Consider the following 18,901-nt stretch of genomic DNA (forward strand, 5'->3'; position numbering starts at 1 on the left):
CCGCCGACTACTGAGCTATTTTTTCGGAGACAGCAGCATCATCATGTTGCGACCTTCTTTTTTGGGAGCTTGCTGCACTTCCGCTAGTTCCTGTAAATCCGTCGCCATCCGCTTGAGCAAGTCCTCGGCTAAATCGCTGTGTTGAATTTCGCGACCTCGGAACGTAATCGTGGCTTTAACCTTATCTCCCGCTTTCAGAAAGCGCTCGGCTTGATTAACTCGCACCTGATAGTCATGCTCTTCAATCTTGTAGCGCATCTTCACTTCCTTGACATCAGCCGTATGCTGATTTTTCCGAGCTTCCCGCGCTTTTTTCTCTTGTTCAAATTTATATTTGCCATAGTTCATAATCCGGCAAACGGGGGGTTCTGCCTTATCGCTGAGCAGGACAAGATCCAGCTCTTTTTCTTCAGCGATGCGGATAGCCTCGTTTGGCGTCATAATTCCCAGCTGCGTGCCATCGGTGTCAATGACGCGAATTTGGGGAAAACGAATACGTTCGTTAATTTGGGGTAGATCGCGAGTGCGTCTTTTCTCAATCACAGGCATTAGGGTTATGTTTGCTCGGTTAGTTGATGAGGTTAATTTTGATAGCAGTGGGTTGTTGAATGTTTGAGCGATCGCACTAGAGCTACAGGCTGCTTCCTGGCGTTCTCAATTTCATTCCCAAAGAAACCAAGTTTTTCTTTCCTTGTATCTGCCATTCTACTGAGTATGGGAGAGTTTCTGTCTATAGTTGTTCACGTAACTTCCAAAAAGCGATCGCTCCCATCTCCCCCTCAACGACTGCTGATTGGCAATTTACGCAGACGATGCAAGTCTGGTGTTCGGGGTAGGGACTTTTTCTGTGCAGCCATACAGTATCGGTTTTGTCTAGGTTTGTTAACTTAACTTCTCAGAAACCGTGATGAGACACGCTCTAGCAGCAAACCACTAAAATAGAAGTCAACAGACAAAGATAAAGTTTATAAAACTTATTAATTTGAGGCAAAAGCGATCGTGACCCAGCATTGGCAGCATCGAATTGGCAGTCAAAGAGACTGGGTTTGGCGGGGTTGGCAGACTCGCTATACGTACATCCGGACGTCTCAACCGACACAAAAGACGACCCCCTTGTTGCTGCTGCATGGATTTGGGACTTCCATTGGACACTGGCGACACAATCTAGCGGTACTTGGTCAGTCTCATACGGTTTATGCGCTAGATATGCTGGGATTTGGGGCATCCCGGAAGGCGCAGGCAGACTACAAAGTCGATCTTTGGGTAGAGCAAGTTTATGATTTCTGGCGGACTTTTATTCAGCAGCCAGTGGTATTAGTTGGAAATTCGATAGGATCGCTGGTGTGTCTGGCAGTGGCAGCCGCGCATCCAGAGATGGTGAAAGGTTTTGTGATGATGAGTTTGCCCGATCCCTCCGTGGAGGAAGAGGCAATTCCTGCCTGGTTGCGACCCGTTGTGGCAGGGGTCAAAGGTGTTGTGGCTTCACCCGTGATTCTCCAGAATGTTTTTTATCTAGTCAGGCGTCCGTCCTTCGTCCGCAAGTGGGCTGCGATCGCTTACGCTAACCCAAATGCTGTTACTGACGAACTGGTAGATATTCTGGCAGGCCCTGCTCAAGATCGGGGTTCGGCGGCAGCATTCGGTGCCATCCTCAAAGCGATGACCAGTGCTAAATTTAGCCCCAGTGTCAAAACCTTACTGCCAACCTTGAACACGCCCATGCTCTTGATTTGGGGTCGGCAAGATAAAATGATTCCTTTTAGCGTACTGGCTCGATTTAGGGATATCAACCCTAAGCTTCAGTTGGTTGAGCTGGATGCAGGTCACTGTCCCCATGACGAATGTCCAGATGAAGTTAACCAGATTATCCTCAACTGGCTTGAAACGATGCCTGAAGACCAGGTAGATAGCTCTGCTACACCCCAAAAACAGTTAGCAGTGAGTGATTAGCTTTTCGCCAAGTAGGGTGGGCACTTCCCACCCTATCGATTTTTTCTTCTAGCCTCGAATTTCTAGGCCTCTAACTTCTAGCCAATGGTGACTTGATCGGTTTGGACACCCGTGGCACCCTCCACACTCCGGGCGACCGAGACCATTTGATTGAGAATTTGCTGGCTGGGAACTTGTCCTTTTAGCACAACTGTGCCGCCGGTTTGGGCTACATAGAGCGTATTAATATCATCCAGATCCGGATCTTGATCGAAAGCTAGAGCAACCCGCTTGGCAAGTCCGCTTTGGTCATATTCTCCAGTTAATCCCACTCGCTCTGGCGGAATCGTCTCGCTGCTACTTGCAGTGCCGGTTGAGGCAGGAGCTTGAGCTGTCGGTGCTGGTACCGCATTAGTTTGTGCATTTTGCGGCTTTTCCATGCCAAAAAGTCTTTTTAACCAACCCATAGGTATTTTTGCTCCGAATTAAGCTGAACTACACCATTATTATGAAATTACTAAATCAAGACATCTATCAATGAAAAGATTTAAGGTTTTCCGGGGGCTAAAAATCCCTAAATATACAGAGATAGCCGTTTTTTTGTAGCCAAGGGGTGCTATACAGTAACATTAAGATGTAGCTTCGTTAACGTAATTTCTGTTAACATTGCCTTCGCATACCGTGTAGGTAGTAAGTCTTTGCTAACGTACTGCTTACAACCCACGTAGCTTCTTGTAGGGAAGCAAAATATTGCTTAGCGTGTTGAAAGCAACATCGCGCCTCCGCCTGTTTTGTATAAAATGAAACATACCCTTTCAGTTTTGGTTGAAGATGAAGCTGGAGTCCTGACTCGGATTGCCGGTTTGTTTGCCCGTCGGGGATTTAATATTGAAAGCCTTGCTGTTGGACCAGCTGAACAGCTCGGAATCTCCCGGATTACAATGGTCGTGCCGGGAGATGACCGGGTAATCGAGCAACTCACCAAGCAGCTCTACAAGCTGGTGAATGTACTAAAAGTCCAGGATATAACGGATACTCCGTGTGTAGAACGAGAGCTGATGTTGCTGAAGGTGAATGCTACCAGCTCCAATCGCTCGGAAGTGATTGAACTGGCTCAGGTTTTCCGCGCTAGGGTAGTAGACATTGCGGAGGATGCGCTCACTTTAGAAGTGGTGGGAGATCCAGGCAAATTGGTGGCGATTGTTCAAGTGCTGAATAAATTTGGTTTGCGTGAAATTGCTCGTACCGGCAAAATCGCCCTTACCCGCGAGTCGGGTGTTAACACAGAGTTTCTCAAGTCTCTGGAAGCTAAGCTTTAATCGAGGTAAGGGAATTTTCAGCTTGCTGATGCGGGAAGTAGACAGAAGCATCAATTTTCCTCGCTCGGCGATTGCGCTTTTTATCATCTGTTCTTCTCTTCTATTCGCGCTTATTTTCTCCGAGTCTCCAGTCTACTGAGTCTGGCTCGGAGCTTTTTTTAGTAAGGTACTCCAAACGACTTTCCAGGAAATCTACCCAATCGCTGTTATTCCCTGGCTTCCTACTTGCCCTGTGTAGCCAAAGACTGGCATAGCTATAGAAGCGTGAGATTAGAGGTTCCCTTCCCGGAGTAGGCAAGGAATCCCCTTGAGTACAACTTTGTCCTAAACATTCGCAAAAGTTTCCGGATGAGCTGATGCCTACCTCGGATTAGAGGCACTGGATTATATCAGGAGCGGTTAGAGTTTAGTCCTTGCTCAGGACAGATACTATTTTCTTTTATCAGAAAAATCGTTTATTCTCTGATAACTACATAATAAGATGTGAGTTGCCGAAACAGCCGTCAAGAACCTCTGCTAAAGGGGGAGTTGCGAACCTGGTTGGTTCGCAAACCATTCCTGGATGCCAATGCTGGGAGCAATACCGAAAATTCCTGCTGGGTACGCAGTTCCAGATGGTTCCCTATCTGGATTCTTTATAAGACTCTTGGCTTAAGCCACTAGGAAAAGAGACATCTTGGCAGAAATGAGTGGAGGAACTTATTTTAATCAACGATTTCTGGGAATTGTAAAACTCACGTATAACAAAGCTGCCTGACGATAATTCTGGCGAATTATCAGTCAATTGCAAATGCAAAACCTAAGCAGCTCCGAAGCCGGTTCATCTGATTAAAAATAGTATTTGTGCCTATTCGTTTTTAAAATACCGCTACTGCTAAAGCATTGGCAGAGGAATATTGTCTATCGAACGCGCAGGCCAAACGTAGAAGCAATGACCGATCTGAGCCGACCAGAAGAGGCAGATGCATACAACCAACGCTCATTAAAGACGCTCTTGAGAGCGATCGCCCTTTCTCAGGGGCAATTCTCGCTAATTTTGGTGCGCTGCAACTATAGCTTGTTGCAACAGCGGATGGTGCAGCAGGTACGGGAACAAAATCCGTTTCCCGTGCGCGAGGTGATATTAGCAGATTCGGTCAAGACGCTTTACAACTCCATCTTGGAAGCGCTGGAAGAGCCAGGGAATACGTCTCGACAAACAGAAATATTGTCCGCCGCGATGATCTTAGGGCTGGAGTCGGTAATCGCTCTCGATCAGCTGCTAACCTCAACCAATCAAGTACGCGATGAATTTCGCGCTCAGTTTCCTTTCCCCCTCGTGTTGTGGCTCTCCGACGCGGTGCTACAAAAGCTGATTCGGTTTGCGCCAGATTTCAAAAGCTGGGCAGCTTCTTCGATCCGATTTGTGATGTCAGGGGATGAGTTAATCGAATTATTGCGGCAGAAAGCGGACTCTCTATTTGCCAGAGAGCTAGATTCTAGCAATTTTGAGTTGTTGCACCATTCCGCTCTCGATTTAGTTGTTGGTTCCCAGCATCGCCTAGAACTGGAGTCGGCCTTGACAGATTTGCGGCGTCGCGGGCAACAATTGGAGCCTCAACTACAGGCAAGTCTCGAATTTGTGCGGGGGCGCAATGACTACGCCACCGATCAAATCCAGTCAAGCATCGCCCATTATCAACGAAGTCTGGCTTATTTCAGGACTGAAGACTCAGAACTGTTAGCAAAGCGCCACGAAGTACGGACTGGGGAAAACATCAGAAATGAGGGTCAAGAGGCAAGCACCACGATTTCCGATTCTTTGTGTGTCGTTAGTCCTCAGCACTCAGTCCTAAAAGTGGGTTTGCTGCTGTTTCATTTGGGGCAATGCTATACCCGTTTGGCTAACTTGCGACCGGAAATGAGCCGCCAGCACTGGAAGCAAGCGAGAGATTATTTTCAGCAGTGCATTGAAGTTTTTGAGGAAGCTCAACGTCCAGAACTGGTTGCTAAGTTTATTTCATTCCTTTGTGAAGTGCTGCGGCGTTTGGAAGCGTGGGCGGATTTGCAGGAGCTGGCAGAAAAAGCTTTGATCCTGCATCAAACTTATGATGCAAACCTCCAGCAGGCTCAAGATTTTGGCTTTCTGGCGGAGGTGGCGCTTAACCAGTCCAATTGGATAGAAGCGTATCAGCAAGCGACTCTGGCACTTTCAACGCTGGCGGAAGAAACGTTCCAGACAACTTCTGCCTCAATCCCGCAATCTCAGTATGAAAGTTTATATTTGTTGCTGCTGGCACAGTCTCAGAAACATTTGGGACAGCGGCAAGCTGCTGCCGCGATTCAAAACTTGGAACAGGCGCTCAACAAGTGTAACCATCAGTACGATCCCCATTTATGTTTGCGGATTCTCAAGGCACTGCGATCGCTCTACTTTCAGCAGGGTGATTATCTGCAAGCCTTTCAACTGAAGCAAGAGCAGCGTTCCCTGGAGCATCAATACGGGTTCCGTTCTTTTACAGGTGCCGGACGCCTACAGCCTTACCGGCAGGCTCTGAACCCAGGCGTCACATCTGGAGGAGATATGCGCTTGGGAGGGTCGATTCCCCAGGAAATTGCTGCTTCTGGTCGGCAGCAGGATGTCACTCGCCTCATTGACCGGATCGGCCGCAATGACTACAAATTGATTGTGATTCACGGTCCTTCTGGAGTTGGTAAAAGCTCAATTATCACTGCTGGGTTAGTTCCAGCACTCCAGCTCAAAAGCATCGGCGCACGCGATGTTTTACCTGTCGTTATCGAAGTTTATAAAGATTGGGTAGGGACGCTGGCTAGACAATTATCGAAGGAACTCAGAGTCAGAAACCAGGAATCAGAACTCCCTTTAGAGGAGGAAGACGCCCAACACCTTCCCGTCCCGATCGCGTCCGGACAGGAGTCAGAAGATAGCAGCGAAGTGAGAACGGGCGGAGAAACTTTATCTTTACAGGAAATCTTAGAAGAAAGCGATCGCGCTGAAGAAATGCCAATGTCTGTGGTTCCGCCGACACTACTTGCTGCCAACCTCCTAGAACAGTTGCGACACAATAGCGATCGCAATCTGTTAACCGTTCTGATTTTTGACCAGTTTGAAGAATTCTTTTTCGTCTGTACTAATCCAGCGATGCGGCGGCAGTTTTATGAATTTTTGCGCGACTGCCTCAACATTCCCTTTGTAAAAGTTATTTTGTCTCTGCGAGAAGACTATCTGCATTATTTACTAGAGTGCGAACGACTCCAGTATTTAGATGTCATAAATAACGACATTTTAAACCAAGATATTCGTTACCATTTGGGGAATTTTTCTAAGCCGGATGCGCGGCAGATTGTTAAAAGCTTAACCGAACGCTCTCCATTTTTTTATTTAGAGCCACAGTTAATTAATCGGTTAGTGGAAGATTTGGCTGAAGAACTGGGAGAGGTGCGCCCCATTGAATTGCAATTAGTGGGTGCCCAATTGCAGGAAGAAGAAGACAAAATCACCACGATGCAACAGTATCAGCAATTGGGAGCGAATCCGAAAGCCGAACTGGTTGAGCGATTTCTGAAAAAAGTCATTGCTGATTGTGGTATCGAAAATGAAGCTTTGGCTTGGAACGTTTTATTTTTATTGACGAACGAGAAAGGAACGCGACCTCTGAAGACGAAGCAAGAGCTGGCAACCGTATTGCAGCTTGAGGCGGAAAGAGCAGTGGGCGGGGAAATGCCTCTACTAGACTTAATTTTAGAAATTCTTGTAGGATCTGGTTTGGTTTTCGTAATTTGGGAAGGGTCAGAAGCCCGTTACCAATTGGTTCATGATTATCTAGTCGATCGGATTCGTCAAAAATCCGATCTGAACTTGAAAGCCCAATTAGCACAAAGTGAGGAAAAGCTGTATCAGGCACGGAAACAACAATTGCGAACGATCGGCGTCGGCATTATGATGACAATCCTGGCAGTTTCTGCCGGAGGATTTGCGCTGCGAGCCGAAGCTCAAAGAAAGCTGGCAGCGATCGCGCAAACAAATGCTCAACTCACCGCCCTGAGTGCTTCTTCCGAAACGCTCTTTGTCTCCTACAAAGAATTTGATGCCTTAATTGAAGCCTTGAGGGCAGGGAAAAGCCTCGAAAGTGCAGTTGGGGTAGAACCCGATACCCAAATGCGCGTCGTTACGGCGATGCAGCAGGCAATCTACGGAGTACAAGAACGCAATCGCTTGGAAGGACATCGTGATGTCGTTTGGAGCGTCAGCTTTAGCCCCGATGGTCAGACAATTGCCTCTGCCAGCGTCGATAAAACGGTAAAACTTTGGCGGCGCGATGGCAAGATCCTGAAAACCTTGTCAGGTCATCGTGAGAGCGTCACCAGCGTCAGTTTTAGCCCTAACGGTCGCCTCTTAGCTTCGACTGGTTCTGACAAGACAATAAAACTTTGGCAAACAGACGGTACTTTACTAAGAACGATTGACAAAGCACACGGTAGTTTGGTTAATCACGTCAGCTTTAGCCCAAACGGTCAAATATTAGTTTCGGCAAGCGATGACAAAACGGTAAAGCTTTGGAACTATCGCACCGGCAAGTTGCTGAAAACATTGAAACACAACGGAAAAGTTACCAGCGCCACTTTTAGCCCGGATGGTCGATTTTTAGCATCGGCGAGTGACGACAAAACAGTGACAATCTGGAACATGGCTTCCATGACGGTCGAGCAACCCTACAAAATCCTCAAGGGACATACTGGCAAAGTAACCAACCTCAATTTCAGTCCCGATAAGCAGTTGTTAGCTTCAGCAAGCGATGACAAAACAGTCAGGCTTTGGAACTACCAAACTGGACAAACGATCCGGGTTCTTCAGGGACACAGTGACTGGGTGTTTGGAGCGAGTTTTAGTCCGAATAGCCAGATGATTGCCTCTGCCAGTAATGACAATACAATGAGACTCTGGCATCGCAACGGGAAGCTGCTGAAAATCCTGCGGGGACATAGTGATGGGGTGACAAGTGTTAGTTTTAGCTCCGATGGTCAGACGATTGCTTCTAGTAGTTACGATAAAACTGTCAAATTCTGGCGACTTAATGATATGTCGCGCACTGTTTTAAGAGGGCATACGGATCAGATATATGATGTGAGTTTCAGCCCCGATGGTCAGATGGCTGCCTCTGCCAGTCAAGATAATTCAGTGAAGTTGTGGGACAGAAGCGGTTCTTTGATCGCTACGTTGAATGGACATAAAGATCGGGTAAATAGCGTGAGTTTTAGCCCCGACTCTCAGTTAATTGCTTCTGCTTCTCGTGACAAGACGTTGAAACTCTGGAATCGCTCGGGTACGCTTCTCAACCCCCTGAATGAGCCAAATAAGCACAGCGATTGGGTTTTGGATGTGGCGTTTAGTCCCAATGCCAAAATGATTGCTTCTGCTTCTCGTGATAAGACGGTAAAACTTTGGGATACTTCGGGCAATTTGATTAAAACTTTAACTGGGCATCGCGATCGCGTTAATGCAGTGGCTTTTAGCCCCGACGGGGAATTACTGGCGACTGCTAGCGACGATCATACGGTCAAACTCTGGACTGCCGAGGGAAAATATCTGCAAACCTTACCGGGACATAGTGGTTGGGTTTTGGATGTCGCTTTTAGCCCGGATAGTCAGCTAATCGCATCCGCGAGTTATGACAATACGGTTAAACTTTGGCGGCGCGATGGTTCTTTATATCGAACTTTGAAAGGGCATACGGATAGCGTTGCTCATGTTAGTTTTAGCCCGGATGGTCAAATTCTAGCCACGACGACCTGGGAAAACACGGTGCAATTGTGGCGACTGGATGACACGTTAATTAAAACGCTCCCAGGTCATAGCGATCGCGTTACCAGTGTGAGTTTCAGTCCAGATGGCAAGATTCTTGCTTCTGCCAGTAAGGACAAAACCGTGATGTTGTGGAATCTGGATCTCGATAATCTCCTGGCACGCAGTTGTAGTTGGGTGCAGGACTATTTAGAAAACAATCCCAAAGTCCGAGAAAGCGATCGCCTACTTTGTGATAATTAGTGGTTTTGGGTCATTCTATGATGAACCGCGTTGGCGAAGAGAGCGCCAAGGAAGAAAAATGAAAGAAGTTTATAAATAAATGAGAATTGCTAAATAACAAGCTGAAATGCTTAATGAGTAAGAGTTTTGGTGTATCCCACGCGAACGAAGATTGCTAGAGGAACGTGGGCAGTAGAAACTAGGGCTTTGAACTATAAACTAATGACTAATTGACTCATCTCTAACAACAATGGCAAACGTTCGCTTAGAAGGAATTACCCGAAAATTTAATAATGCTACTGCGATTGAGGATATTTCCTTCGAGGTGCCGGATGGGCAGTTCTGGGTGATGGTGGGACCTTCCGGTTGTGGCAAATCCACGATTTTGCGGACAATTGCGGGTTTGGATATGCAAAGTAGCGGCAATCTCTATATTGGGAATACCTTGATGAATGGGATTCCCGCTAGGGCAAGAGATGTGGCGATGGTGTTCCAAAACTACGCCCTCTACCCGCACATGACCGTTGCTAAAAATTTGGCTTTTGGTCTACGGATGCGTGGAACTGACGCGAAAACGATGCAGGAACGAGTAGAGACGGTCGCGCGATCGCTCGATATCGCCCATCTCCTCGACCGCAAACCCAAGCAGCTATCGGGGGGACAACAGCAACGGGTGGCATTAGGGAGAGCGATCGCTCGTCAACCCCAAGTATTCTTACTAGATGAACCCCTCTCTAACCTGGATGCCCAGCTGCGAGACGATACCAGAGCAGAACTTAAGCAATTACACCAACAAGTGGGAATTACCACGATCTACGTCACCCACGATCAGGTAGAGGCGATGACCCTAGCAGATCGAATTGTGGTACTCAATCGCGGTCGGATTCAACAAATTGGCGACCCGCAAACAATTTATGCGCGACCGGCAAATTTGATAGTTGCTACCTTCTTAGGCAATCCACCGATGAATATTCTCCACGCGACTTATACGGGTGAAGTTTTTCAGGTGGGGGATCAGGCTTTATCTTGTCCTCCAGCGCTTCAGGACAAGTTGCAACTCAGACAGGGACAGGGTATAGAGTTAGGGATTCGCCCAGAGCATATAACAACTAAAAATGAAAAATTAAAGATTAAAAACGAACAAGAACCCGAAGCCTTTGGTCGGGACGGGGTCTTGCCTCTACAGCACTCACTGCTGATGGTTGAGGTGAAGGTTGTAGAACCGCTGGGACGGGAGACACTGATTCGGGCGAATTTACCGGCGTCTGGGGTACCGATCAATATCCAGGCAGCTTCAGATTGGCGGGGTCATTCCGGCGATCGCATTTCTGTACAGCTCGACCTCAACCAGTTATTTGTCTTTGACCCCACCACGGGCGATGCTCTGTTTCCTTAAGAATTCGCGACTTGTTAACAGCTTTGGAAATGTTTCTCAACAACTTGCAATATTCTCTCAGCAGAACGACCATCGCCAAAGGGATTAATTGCCGTTGCCATTGCTTGATAAGCACTGCGATCGCTTAGGAGTTCTGTTGCCGCTGCAACGATTTGATTAGGTTCTGTTCCTACTAATTTTGCAGTTCCCGCTGCTACCGCTTCTGGTCGTTCGGTGGTTTCTCTCAATACCAGTACCGGCTTCCCCAAACTCGGTGCTTCCTCCTGCAATCCTCCAGAATCGGTCAATACCAAATAACAGCGTTGAATCGCCCCTACCAGTTCGGCATAATCTAACGGTTCTGTTAAGAAAATTCTGGGATGATTACCGAGAACTTCTTGTAGCGGTTCTCGCACGGTCGGGTTGCGATGGAGCGGCAACAGTAATGCAGTATCCGGGAATTTATCTAATGTTTGCAGAAATCCCTCCGCAATTCCCCGCAGGGGTTCTCCCCAGTTTTCGCGCCGGTGGACTGTTGCCAACAGCGTTCGATATCCACTCCAGTCCAAACCGGGAATCGGGCAATCCGGCTGACTTTTCGCCACGGTTAATAAAGCATCGATGACGGTATTGCCAGTGTGGTGAACTTCGCCAGTGACTCCAGAACGTTGCAGATTTTCTACCGCTAGGGTTGTAGGGGCAAAATGTAACTGAGTTAGCTGAGAAATTAATCGCCGATTGGCTTCTTCTGGGTAAGGATTAAAAAGCTCGTCGGTGCGTAATCCCGCTTCCACATGACCGACCGGAATTTTTTGATAAAACGCTGCCATCGCTGCTGCAAAGGCTGTGGTTGTATCCCCCTGAACTAATACTAAATGAGGCTGTAATTGTTTAAATACAGTTTCCAGCCCCCGCAAACTACGACAAGTAATATCTGTCAGAGTTTGTTGATGTTGCATAATTTCTAAATTTTGGTCGGCATTCAGCCCAAATAGCTGCATGACTTGCTCGACCATCTCTCGATGTTGACCCGTCAATATTATGTGAGTTTGAAAAGTTAGCGATTCCTGAAACTGTTGGATAACAGGTGCTAGCTTAATGGCTTCCGGACGGGTTCCCAGTGTGATGCAAACTTTGATAGGAGATGGCGGCATGGAAATTTAGCTTAATTGGGAATAATCGGGAGAGAAGCGCGATCGCACTTCTCTTCCCATCCTACGCTTGCCATTTTCCTACGAAAAGACCCGGCAGGTGCCGGGTCGCAGAACTCTTGCAGACAATAGACTAACTTATTAAAAGCGTTCACAGGTCATTCAAGAATCTAGATCGCAGGTTAGTGGGCAAGCTGCATAGACAGAGGTATGTAGCGGATTGGCTTCACCATGCAGCCAGTGCAACCAACGAACTTCTTGAGGATTAACACCCTTCAGCGTTAGCAATGCCGCACCAGCGACAACTGCCAAAATATTCCCGCCAATTAAAGCTCCAGCGACCAACAAAACTGCGCTAACTGGCAGTACAGATTGTAAAGCGATCGCTAACAAAGCGCCAACCGTAACCATCAAAACAACTAAGGGGAAACCCACCACCAGCAAGCAAACCCCTAAAGTAAAAGTCCAGATCAAAAAGCTCTTGACCATAGACAATGAATACACTTTTGCCAAACCTTGATTGTGACTTAATTGCACGATTTTTTCTCCTGATAGTCAAAGAACAAATTTATATGCGGAAAATGACTTTTAATCGATCCCCTAGTATCGACTAAGTGAAAATCAGTATAGTTAATCCTTTTCTTTAGATGAGCCGTTCTTAACCAAAATTTACAGTCAATCCAGAAGATTTATGGATGCGAAACTTTTCCAAATGCTCTATATTAGACTGCCTTATAAAACGACCATCATCCAAAAGATAGAAATTTGAAGAGGTTCTAGGTTTCAGTCTTTTCCACCAATCGAGCAATTTTGTAGCCCAAGCAGTGGCAGAGCGAAACAACCAAACCCGCTTTCAGTACGCTTAACATATCTTATAACTTTCAACGGGTATTCTCATAAACCAGCTCATCTAGGGCTAACGGGTAAACCGCCGCCAGACGGCTAAGTTGCCACTGCTGCTGTTTTGAGCTGGTAAGAGAATTTTTGGCGTTGAATGTTAGCGAACCAAAAGTTTTGGGAAAACTAGGAATAGGAGTTTTTAAGGCTCCTCAAATAAAAGCTGTGGCGTGTTCCACCGAATCGCTTTGCGTCTTAAAAGAACGTATTCGCGGGCTATCCTTAGCTTTTTTTGTAACGATTCCTACAAATTTTCAATCAGTGGTAGTTGAAAGATGACAGAACCGCAGCGTCCGCCCATGTCACCACCGCCTCCACCCCGCGTTCCCCCACCACCCCCGCCAGGAATGCGACCTCCGGCTAGGGATACAGCTGCCACCGTTTCCACTCAGCAGCAGCCCATGCAAACGATGCAGATGACTGCGCCGCCCTCTCCCCATGCAGCGGCAAGTGCAGGGGCAGCTTCTGTATCTGCTCCACCGAAAGCGGCTCCTCCAGCAGCGGGGACAGGAGTTCGATCCCCTGCTACAGCTGCTTCGGCAGCATCAGCAACAGCAGCAACGGTGGTGGCTCGAACGGCTGCAAGGGGTCCAGGTCCTAGTCCCGGACAGCCCACCTTAAAGGAAATCGTCGTTAAAGCTCATGAAAACGGAATTTCCGACATTCATGCAGGTGTCGGTGAAATTCCTCGCTACCGCAAACGGGGCGACATGGAGATGACCGATTATCCGCAGACGGATGAAGCGACATTCATGAGCTGGTTGCGAGAGGTGATGACTGACGCTCAGATTCGGGAATTTGAAGAGCGCTTAGACTTTGACGGCGTTACCCAGTATGAATTCTCTCGCGCCCGGATTAATGTGTTTGGTTCGATGCGCGGTCCAGCGATGGTGATGCGATTGATTCCAAACAATATTCTGACTTTGGAGCAACTGCGGTTGCCAGAGGTGTTTAAGGATATTTCCCATTACCATAAGGGATTGATTTTGGTCACAGGCCCAACGGGTTCGGGTAAATCCACCACGATGGCTGCCATGATTGACTACATCAATAAGGAGATGGCAAAGCACATCATCACGATTGAAGACCCGATTGAGTTTGTTCATACGAGTCGCAAGTCGCTGATTAAGCACCGGGAAGTAGGGTTGAACACCTTAAAGTTCGACAATGCGCTGAAAGCCGCTTTGCGGGAAGATCCCGATCTGATTCTGGTCGGGGAAATGCGAGATAAAGAAACGGTTAACACTGCTCTCAAAGCGGCGCAAACGGGTCACTTGGTGATGGGGACGCTGCACACCAATAGCGCTGTGAAAACGATTGAGCGGATTCTCAATCTGTATTCAGCAGAAGAGCAGCATTCGATGAAAATAGCGATCGCTGAATCTCTGGTGGCGATCATTTCCCAAGGATTGTGCAAAACGACCGATGGCAAGCGTGCGGCTTTCCACGACATCCTGATTAATACCGAAGCAATCAAGGACTACATTAAGGAGGGTAAGTACGAAGAAATTACGGGAATCATGCTAGGCTCCAGCTTTGACGGCATGATGACAATGAACAAAGCCCTCCTCGACCTCTACCATGAGGGTCGAATCACCGAAGAGACTGCTCTGGAAATGTCGCCCACTCCGAATGAGATGGCTCAGTTCCTCCGAGGTCGGGTGTAACAATTAAAAATGTAAAATTAAAAATTAAAAATGGAAGAAGGGTTTCTTCTTTCATTTTTATTATTTTGGCGCTTTTTCTTGACTCAAGATCCACTCTCTCTTCCCCAACTCTTTAAAGGTATTGCCCTGTTTACGCCAGGGGGAGACTTAATTTATTGCATCGATCCCAATAAGCAGAGCCACTGGCACCTACATCTGTGTGCTGGACTTCAAGAAATGCTGGGATTACCCGAACCTCCCCATTTTTTAGTGCCAGTTTATACCGCGACGATCGATCGGTGGCTCGATCCTTACACCCAGCAGTTACGAATTGCCGCTGAGGTTTATTTGCCGGTACGACGGCATCAGGCATTGCTGAATGGGATTTTCCAGAATAGCAACTTGCAAAATTGGCAAGTTGCTCCTTGGCCTTCAGAATTAGGCGATCCTATCGTATTAGAAACTTATCGTCACCAATTTCCCCAACTTTGGGAAAATCACGATTTGATTGTGCGCTTAGAACGCACGGGTTTCCAGCCTTCATTCCGCCCAGTTTCGACGCCTGGGTATGTTCTGCGCCTGTTTGTTTCCGGTCATAATGGCTCTACCGAACACACTCTCCAAAGCCTGCATCAGTTGTTAGAGCAATCTCTGGGTCATCCTTACACTTTGAAAGTGATTGACATCTTCAAACATCCAGAACAGGCGGAGTCAAATCATATCTCTGCTACACCTACCCTTGTTAGGGTTTGGCCTGAACCTGTGCGACGGATTGTGGGAGATTTAGACAATATTGAGAGAGTCTTGCAGGTACTTGGGGCTGTAGATTACTGAGTAGAGGCACACGAGTGCCGTGTAATACTATTTCACCTGAAGGTCGCTACAAATATATTGCTGGAAGTGGCTGCTGACAAAATGCGATCGCTATAAGTCTTCTACAATCCAAAATCTAAAATCCCCATGTCTTGTCTCTTATTTTAATCAGCGGTAGGAATACAGACGTCTGGCGCACACAACCCAGGAAACTTCAAGGTTGTCACTTCCATCGTGGCGACATCGACACGACGGATAGCATGGTTATTAGTATCGGCAATGTATAAATGAGAGCCAATCGCACTCACTCCTGAAGGCTCAAAAAATTGGGTGCTGGTGCCTTGACCATCTTGGTTTCCTGCCGTCCCATCTCCCAAAACCGTGTTACAAATGCCGGTCTTCGGGTCAACTCGCTTAATTTTGTGGTTGTAGCTATCAGCGATCCAGAGGTATTTTTGGGCGTATTCAACGCCTAAACAATGTTGGAGTCGAACCTCAGAGCTTTTACCATCAATATCCCCAAACCCAAATAGCTCACCACTGCCACAAATTGTTCGTACCTGAGCCTTTTCACCCAATCCGACGCCACGGATTGAGCTAATTTCGCTGTCGGCAATGTATAACTCTTGTCCGTCGGTGGTAATCCCGCTGGGTTGAGAAAAGGCAGATTCGTCTAGATTCCCATCAACGCATGATTCTGCTCCAATCCCTGCGTAGGTAACAATGATGCCGTTTTCCATCTGCATTTCCCAGATTTGGTGGACTCCTGCCATCGCAATAAACAAGCGATTTCCTACTTTTTCTAAATCCCAAGGAGAATTGAGCGGAGTTTCTCGTGCCGTACCCGTGTAGGAGCGAAGGTGATGGCTTTGTTCGCCAGTACCGGAAATTGTGTCAACCTTTTGATTCTTTAGATCGATCTGTCGCAGGGCATGATTTTCGGTATCGGCAACATAGAGAATGTCATTTTCTGCGTCGAGTGCCATACCTTGGGGAGCGAAAAATTGGGCATCTGTAAAGGAACCATCGGTTAAGCCTTGTTTGCCAGTACCAACGATCTGTAGCACTTGACCGGCAAGGGTAGCGATCGCAATCCGGTGATGTCCGGAGTCGGCGATGAACAGGCGATCGCGTGTTTCATCCGCTAACACTTTACCGGGAAAAGCCAGGGGTGTTACCAACGGTTGCCGCTGTTTTTCTAAAGTAAGGCTGAGTTCTTGAAAATTAATCGTTCCTCTCTCTTTGTGTTGTTGAATCAGCTGCAAAATCAGCTTCTCTACGACATCCCGATTTCCTTCCCCAGATACATAGCCGATGACGTAACCTTGGGGGTCAATCATCGTCAAAGTGGGCCATGCACGGACAGCATACTGACTCCAAATAGCAAAATTGCTATCGACGACGACTGGATGCTCAATGTCGTAGCGCAGAACTGCCTGACGAATGTTTTCAACTTCTTTTTCGTTGTCAAATTTGGCGGAGTGGACGCCAATCACCGTGAGGCTGTCTTTGTATTTCTGCTCCAGGTACTTCAACTTTGGCAGGACGTGCAGACAGTTGATGCAGCAATACGTCCAAAAGTCAAGAATTACCACTCTCCCTTTTAATTCACGTAAGGAAAGGGGACGATCTGTATTGAACCAGGTTTGGTTTTGGGGAAATTCTGGCGCTCTAACACGGGGCGTCATCATGTCTCCTTTTTCACTAACCGCGATGGGAACAGAGCGCTCCTCAAGAAGGATGTTGTAAAGCCGATACTGTTCGGTTAAAGATGAATCGGTGGGAATTTTAGATATTTAGAGACGCATTCGCGAAGCAGCACGGTAAGCCTAGGGCTTTCAGAGAATCAATATCCATCTATGCTCCTAGGGGCAAGGACAAAGCCCGTGCCCCTACATCTGTTGTTGAGACCGATTTATGGATTCCTGAGCAATCTCTAAGGCGTTGCAGCTTCCCCTAGCTGAGCATCCTCTGGATTTTCCGCTGTTGGGACTTCTAGTTCCGGTGTTGCCGGTTTTGATTTTTGGAAGAAACGGCTGGGGATATCTGGCTCAGATGGAGCTTGGATAATCCGCAACGGTGGAGCCGCAGCAGGTTTAGGAATCAATACGTCCTTGATATCGGCTTTTGGTTTTGCTTGAGCGAAGGTTGGGGATGATTGAGCTGATTGGGTTGTCTCTTCAGTCTTCTGCTGTACAGAATCTGTTGGCTGAGGCGAGGACGGTGGTTGTAGCAAATCTGGTTGAGCAGGTACTACCTGAAGCGGCTCTTCTGGCGCTGGCGATGGGACTATTTCCGGTAAGGCTGGCGGTAAATTGCGCGTAGGAGTATCAACACCTGCATCTGGACGCCGGAAGCGATTGAAGAATCCGCCTTTGGGTTTCTCTACCTGCTTTGGCGCTGGGGACGCTGGGGGCGTAGATGGAACCGTTTCTACTTCAGGACTTGCTGCTGGACTTGGCGTTATCTCTGGTAAAGTCCCTGGTTGAGGAATCTTTTCTGGGGGTATGGCTAAGGAAGAAGGCTCCTCAATTGCCTCAGGCACTGGCAGTGCAGGTGGTGGGCTAACTGGAGCCTCTGAACGCCGAAAACGATTAAAGAATCCGCCTTGGGGTTTTTCTAACTGTTTTGTCGCTGGGGGTGCCTCGGCTGGCTTGGCTGGCTCAACTTCAGAGGACGTCGGTTCTTCTTTACTCAGCTGCGGCGCTGGTGTTTCTTCAACGGCAGGAGGCGCTAACGGTTCCGGTGTCGGCGTCGGCGTCGGCGTGAAAGATGACTCAGGGGTTGCTGTCGGCACTGGCGTCTTACCACTGTAGTTGGGGTTTACAATCCCGCGAGCAGCAGTCGCCGAGAGTTCCCCGCGTACCAATTTGGCAAGGGTATCTTTGCCTTTCGGTTCGTAGGTAATCAGCCGCACGGTGTTGTTGAAGACGTTTGTGACTGGATTTCCCTGTTCATCTAAAAATTCCAGTTGTACCCAGTTCTTCCCTGAGTTAAAGCCTTTGAGATAAAGGGGTTGCCATCTGTCCATGACAAAGCTTTGACCGTTTACGGTAACGCGAACTCGCCAGTCGGCAATTTCGTCGTCGGGATTGGACTGGGCGACCAAGTGCAGGGGGGCGTTAGTCAGGTAGAAGTCAAGCATAATTGGCTCGGCTCCATAACTGCCCGTGGGGCGGCTATAGGTCAACAGAGGCTGCCCTGGATCGGGGTTGTTGTCCGTTGTCTTGGTGAAAAGGTGAAAGGTTGTTTGGGCGTAAGCACCTTCGTTTTTGAAGCTCTCATGCCAGGGGCGGGAGGCAAAAACTCGCAGGGTGTGAGTTCCGGGAGCTAAATCTTCAAAGACTAGAGGCTGTTCTAAGTCATAAACGGCTTTGTAAGGCTGGTTGTCCAGGATGACATGTAAATGGGGGCCAAGACCGAGTTGGGGGTCTTTGAAGATGGGTAGATCCCGAACTTGGAGCCGCACTGCCACTGTTGTGTCTTGAAGAACTTCATCAGCTTGGGGACTGAGGATGGTGACTTGAGGCTGATAACTCTCCAACGCTGGGCGCAGCTGTTGAATGACCTCGGGGGGAGATACCTCTGAGATTTGCCCAGAGCTTAGAGAAGATGAGGGTTTGGAGGTACCTGATGGGGTCGTCAGGGCGCGATCGCCACAACTGACTAAACTTCCTACCAAAACAGTTGCCATCAGTAACGAAACTATCGTTCTTAGAGGGTTCCACCGGCGATTCATGCCCAAC

13 protein-coding genes are annotated in these 18,901 nt (G+C 48.0%); 6 read left to right on the forward strand and 7 right to left on the reverse strand.

Annotated features, from left to right (window positions below):
* Positions 1-15 precede the first annotated feature (15 nt).
* Positions 16-549: a translation initiation factor IF-3 gene (gene infC, locus NDA06_RS09390; protein WP_190410345.1), complete on the reverse strand. Its 534-nt coding sequence runs from the start codon at positions 547-549 to the stop codon at positions 16-18.
* Between the two features lie 450 nt (positions 550-999).
* On the opposite strand from infC, the gene NDA06_RS09395 reads away from it, so the two are divergent.
* Positions 1,000-1,950 (forward strand): alpha/beta fold hydrolase, encoded by a 951-nt coding sequence (locus NDA06_RS09395; RefSeq protein WP_190677255.1) that lies wholly within the window; start codon positions 1,000-1,002, stop codon positions 1,948-1,950.
* 77 nt (positions 1,951-2,027) lie between these two features.
* On the opposite strand, the gene NDA06_RS09400 is transcribed toward NDA06_RS09395, so the two are convergent.
* Positions 2,028-2,396, reverse strand: coding sequence for a BON domain-containing protein (locus NDA06_RS09400; RefSeq protein WP_190410343.1), 369 nt, complete (start codon positions 2,394-2,396; stop codon positions 2,028-2,030).
* A gap of 333 nt (positions 2,397-2,729) precedes the next feature.
* On the opposite strand from NDA06_RS09400, the gene ilvN reads away from it, so the two are divergent.
* The 3 genes from ilvN to NDA06_RS09415 all read left to right on the forward strand — a co-directional run bounded on the left by ilvN (position 2,730) and on the right by NDA06_RS09415 (position 10,669).
* Positions 2,730-3,248: an acetolactate synthase small subunit gene (gene ilvN / locus NDA06_RS09405; protein ID WP_190410342.1), complete on the forward strand. Its 519-nt coding sequence runs from the start codon at positions 2,730-2,732 to the stop codon at positions 3,246-3,248.
* Between the two features lie 931 nt (positions 3,249-4,179).
* A complete protein-coding gene (locus NDA06_RS09410; RefSeq protein ID WP_190986124.1) occupies positions 4,180-9,294 on the forward strand; it encodes a hypothetical protein in 5,115 nt (1,704 codons plus the stop codon).
* A gap of 229 nt (positions 9,295-9,523) precedes the next feature.
* On the forward strand, positions 9,524-10,669 hold the full coding sequence (locus NDA06_RS09415; protein WP_190986125.1) for an ABC transporter ATP-binding protein: 1,146 nt from the start codon (positions 9,524-9,526) through the stop codon (positions 10,667-10,669).
* A gap of 14 nt (positions 10,670-10,683) precedes the next feature.
* Here NDA06_RS09415 and wecB read toward each other — a convergent pair whose 3' ends face one another.
* Genes wecB through NDA06_RS09430 form a run of 3 tightly spaced genes read right to left on the reverse strand, consistent with a single transcriptional unit; the run spans position 10,684 to position 12,336 of the window.
* Positions 10,684-11,802: a UDP-N-acetylglucosamine 2-epimerase (non-hydrolyzing) gene (gene wecB / locus NDA06_RS09420; RefSeq protein WP_190986126.1), complete on the reverse strand. Its 1,119-nt coding sequence runs from the start codon at positions 11,800-11,802 to the stop codon at positions 10,684-10,686.
* 11 nt (positions 11,803-11,813) lie between these two features.
* On the reverse strand, positions 11,814-11,954 hold the full coding sequence (locus NDA06_RS09425) for a hypothetical protein (protein WP_190429288.1): 141 nt from the start codon (positions 11,952-11,954) through the stop codon (positions 11,814-11,816).
* 7 nt (positions 11,955-11,961) lie between these two features.
* Positions 11,962-12,336, reverse strand: coding sequence for a hypothetical protein (locus tag NDA06_RS09430; protein ID WP_190410337.1), 375 nt, complete (start codon positions 12,334-12,336; stop codon positions 11,962-11,964).
* Between the two features lie 635 nt (positions 12,337-12,971).
* On the opposite strand from NDA06_RS09430, the gene NDA06_RS09435 reads away from it, so the two are divergent.
* Both NDA06_RS09435 and NDA06_RS09440 read left to right on the forward strand, forming a co-directional pair.
* The gene (locus tag NDA06_RS09435) at positions 12,972-14,363 is read left to right on the forward strand and encodes a type IV pilus twitching motility protein PilT (RefSeq protein ID WP_190410336.1); all 1,392 of its coding nucleotides are present in this window, start codon (positions 12,972-12,974) and stop codon (positions 14,361-14,363) included.
* Positions 14,364-14,393: 30 nt separating this feature from the next.
* The gene (locus NDA06_RS09440) at positions 14,394-15,176 is read left to right on the forward strand and encodes a circadian clock KaiB family protein (RefSeq protein ID WP_190986127.1); all 783 of its coding nucleotides are present in this window, start codon (positions 14,394-14,396) and stop codon (positions 15,174-15,176) included.
* Between the two features lie 143 nt (positions 15,177-15,319).
* On the opposite strand, the gene NDA06_RS09445 is transcribed toward NDA06_RS09440, so the two are convergent.
* Positions 15,320-16,843, reverse strand: coding sequence for a thioredoxin-like domain-containing protein (locus NDA06_RS09445; protein WP_190986131.1), 1,524 nt, complete (start codon positions 16,841-16,843; stop codon positions 15,320-15,322).
* Positions 16,844-17,091: 248 nt separating this feature from the next.
* Positions 17,092-18,849, reverse strand: a complete 1,758-nt coding sequence (locus tag NDA06_RS09450; protein ID WP_348251709.1) for a hypothetical protein — start codon at positions 18,847-18,849, stop codon at positions 17,092-17,094.
* Between the last annotated feature and the right edge of the window lie 52 nt (positions 18,850-18,901).

It is taken from the genome of Trichocoleus sp. ST-U1 (assembly GCF_039961835.1).
Classification (GTDB): Bacteria; Cyanobacteriota; Cyanobacteriia; order Cyanobacteriales; family FACHB-T130; genus FACHB-T130.

Coding starts and splice junctions, on each gene's coding strand:
- infC (WP_190410345.1), bottom strand. CDS start 549: ATGCCTGTGATTGAGAAAAGACGCACTCGCGATCTACCCCAAATTAAC.
- NDA06_RS09400 (WP_190410343.1), bottom strand. CDS start 2,396: ATGGGTTGGTTAAAAAGACTTTTTGGCATGGAAAAGCCGCAAAATGCA.
- ilvN (WP_190410342.1), top strand. CDS start 2,730: ATGAAACATACCCTTTCAGTTTTGGTTGAAGATGAAGCTGGAGTCCTG.
- NDA06_RS09410 (WP_190986124.1), top strand. CDS start 4,180: ATGACCGATCTGAGCCGACCAGAAGAGGCAGATGCATACAACCAACGC.
- NDA06_RS09415 (WP_190986125.1), top strand. CDS start 9,524: ATGGCAAACGTTCGCTTAGAAGGAATTACCCGAAAATTTAATAATGCT.
- wecB (WP_190986126.1), bottom strand. CDS start 11,802: ATGCCGCCATCTCCTATCAAAGTTTGCATCACACTGGGAACCCGTCCG.
- NDA06_RS09435 (WP_190410336.1), top strand. CDS start 12,972: ATGACAGAACCGCAGCGTCCGCCCATGTCACCACCGCCTCCACCCCGC.
- NDA06_RS09440 (WP_190986127.1), top strand. CDS start 14,394: ATGGAAGAAGGGTTTCTTCTTTCATTTTTATTATTTTGGCGCTTTTTC.
- NDA06_RS09445 (WP_190986131.1), bottom strand. CDS start 16,843: ATGACGCCCCGTGTTAGAGCGCCAGAATTTCCCCAAAACCAAACCTGG.
- NDA06_RS09450 (WP_348251709.1), bottom strand. CDS start 18,849: ATGGCAACTGTTTTGGTAGGAAGTTTAGTCAGTTGTGGCGATCGCGCC.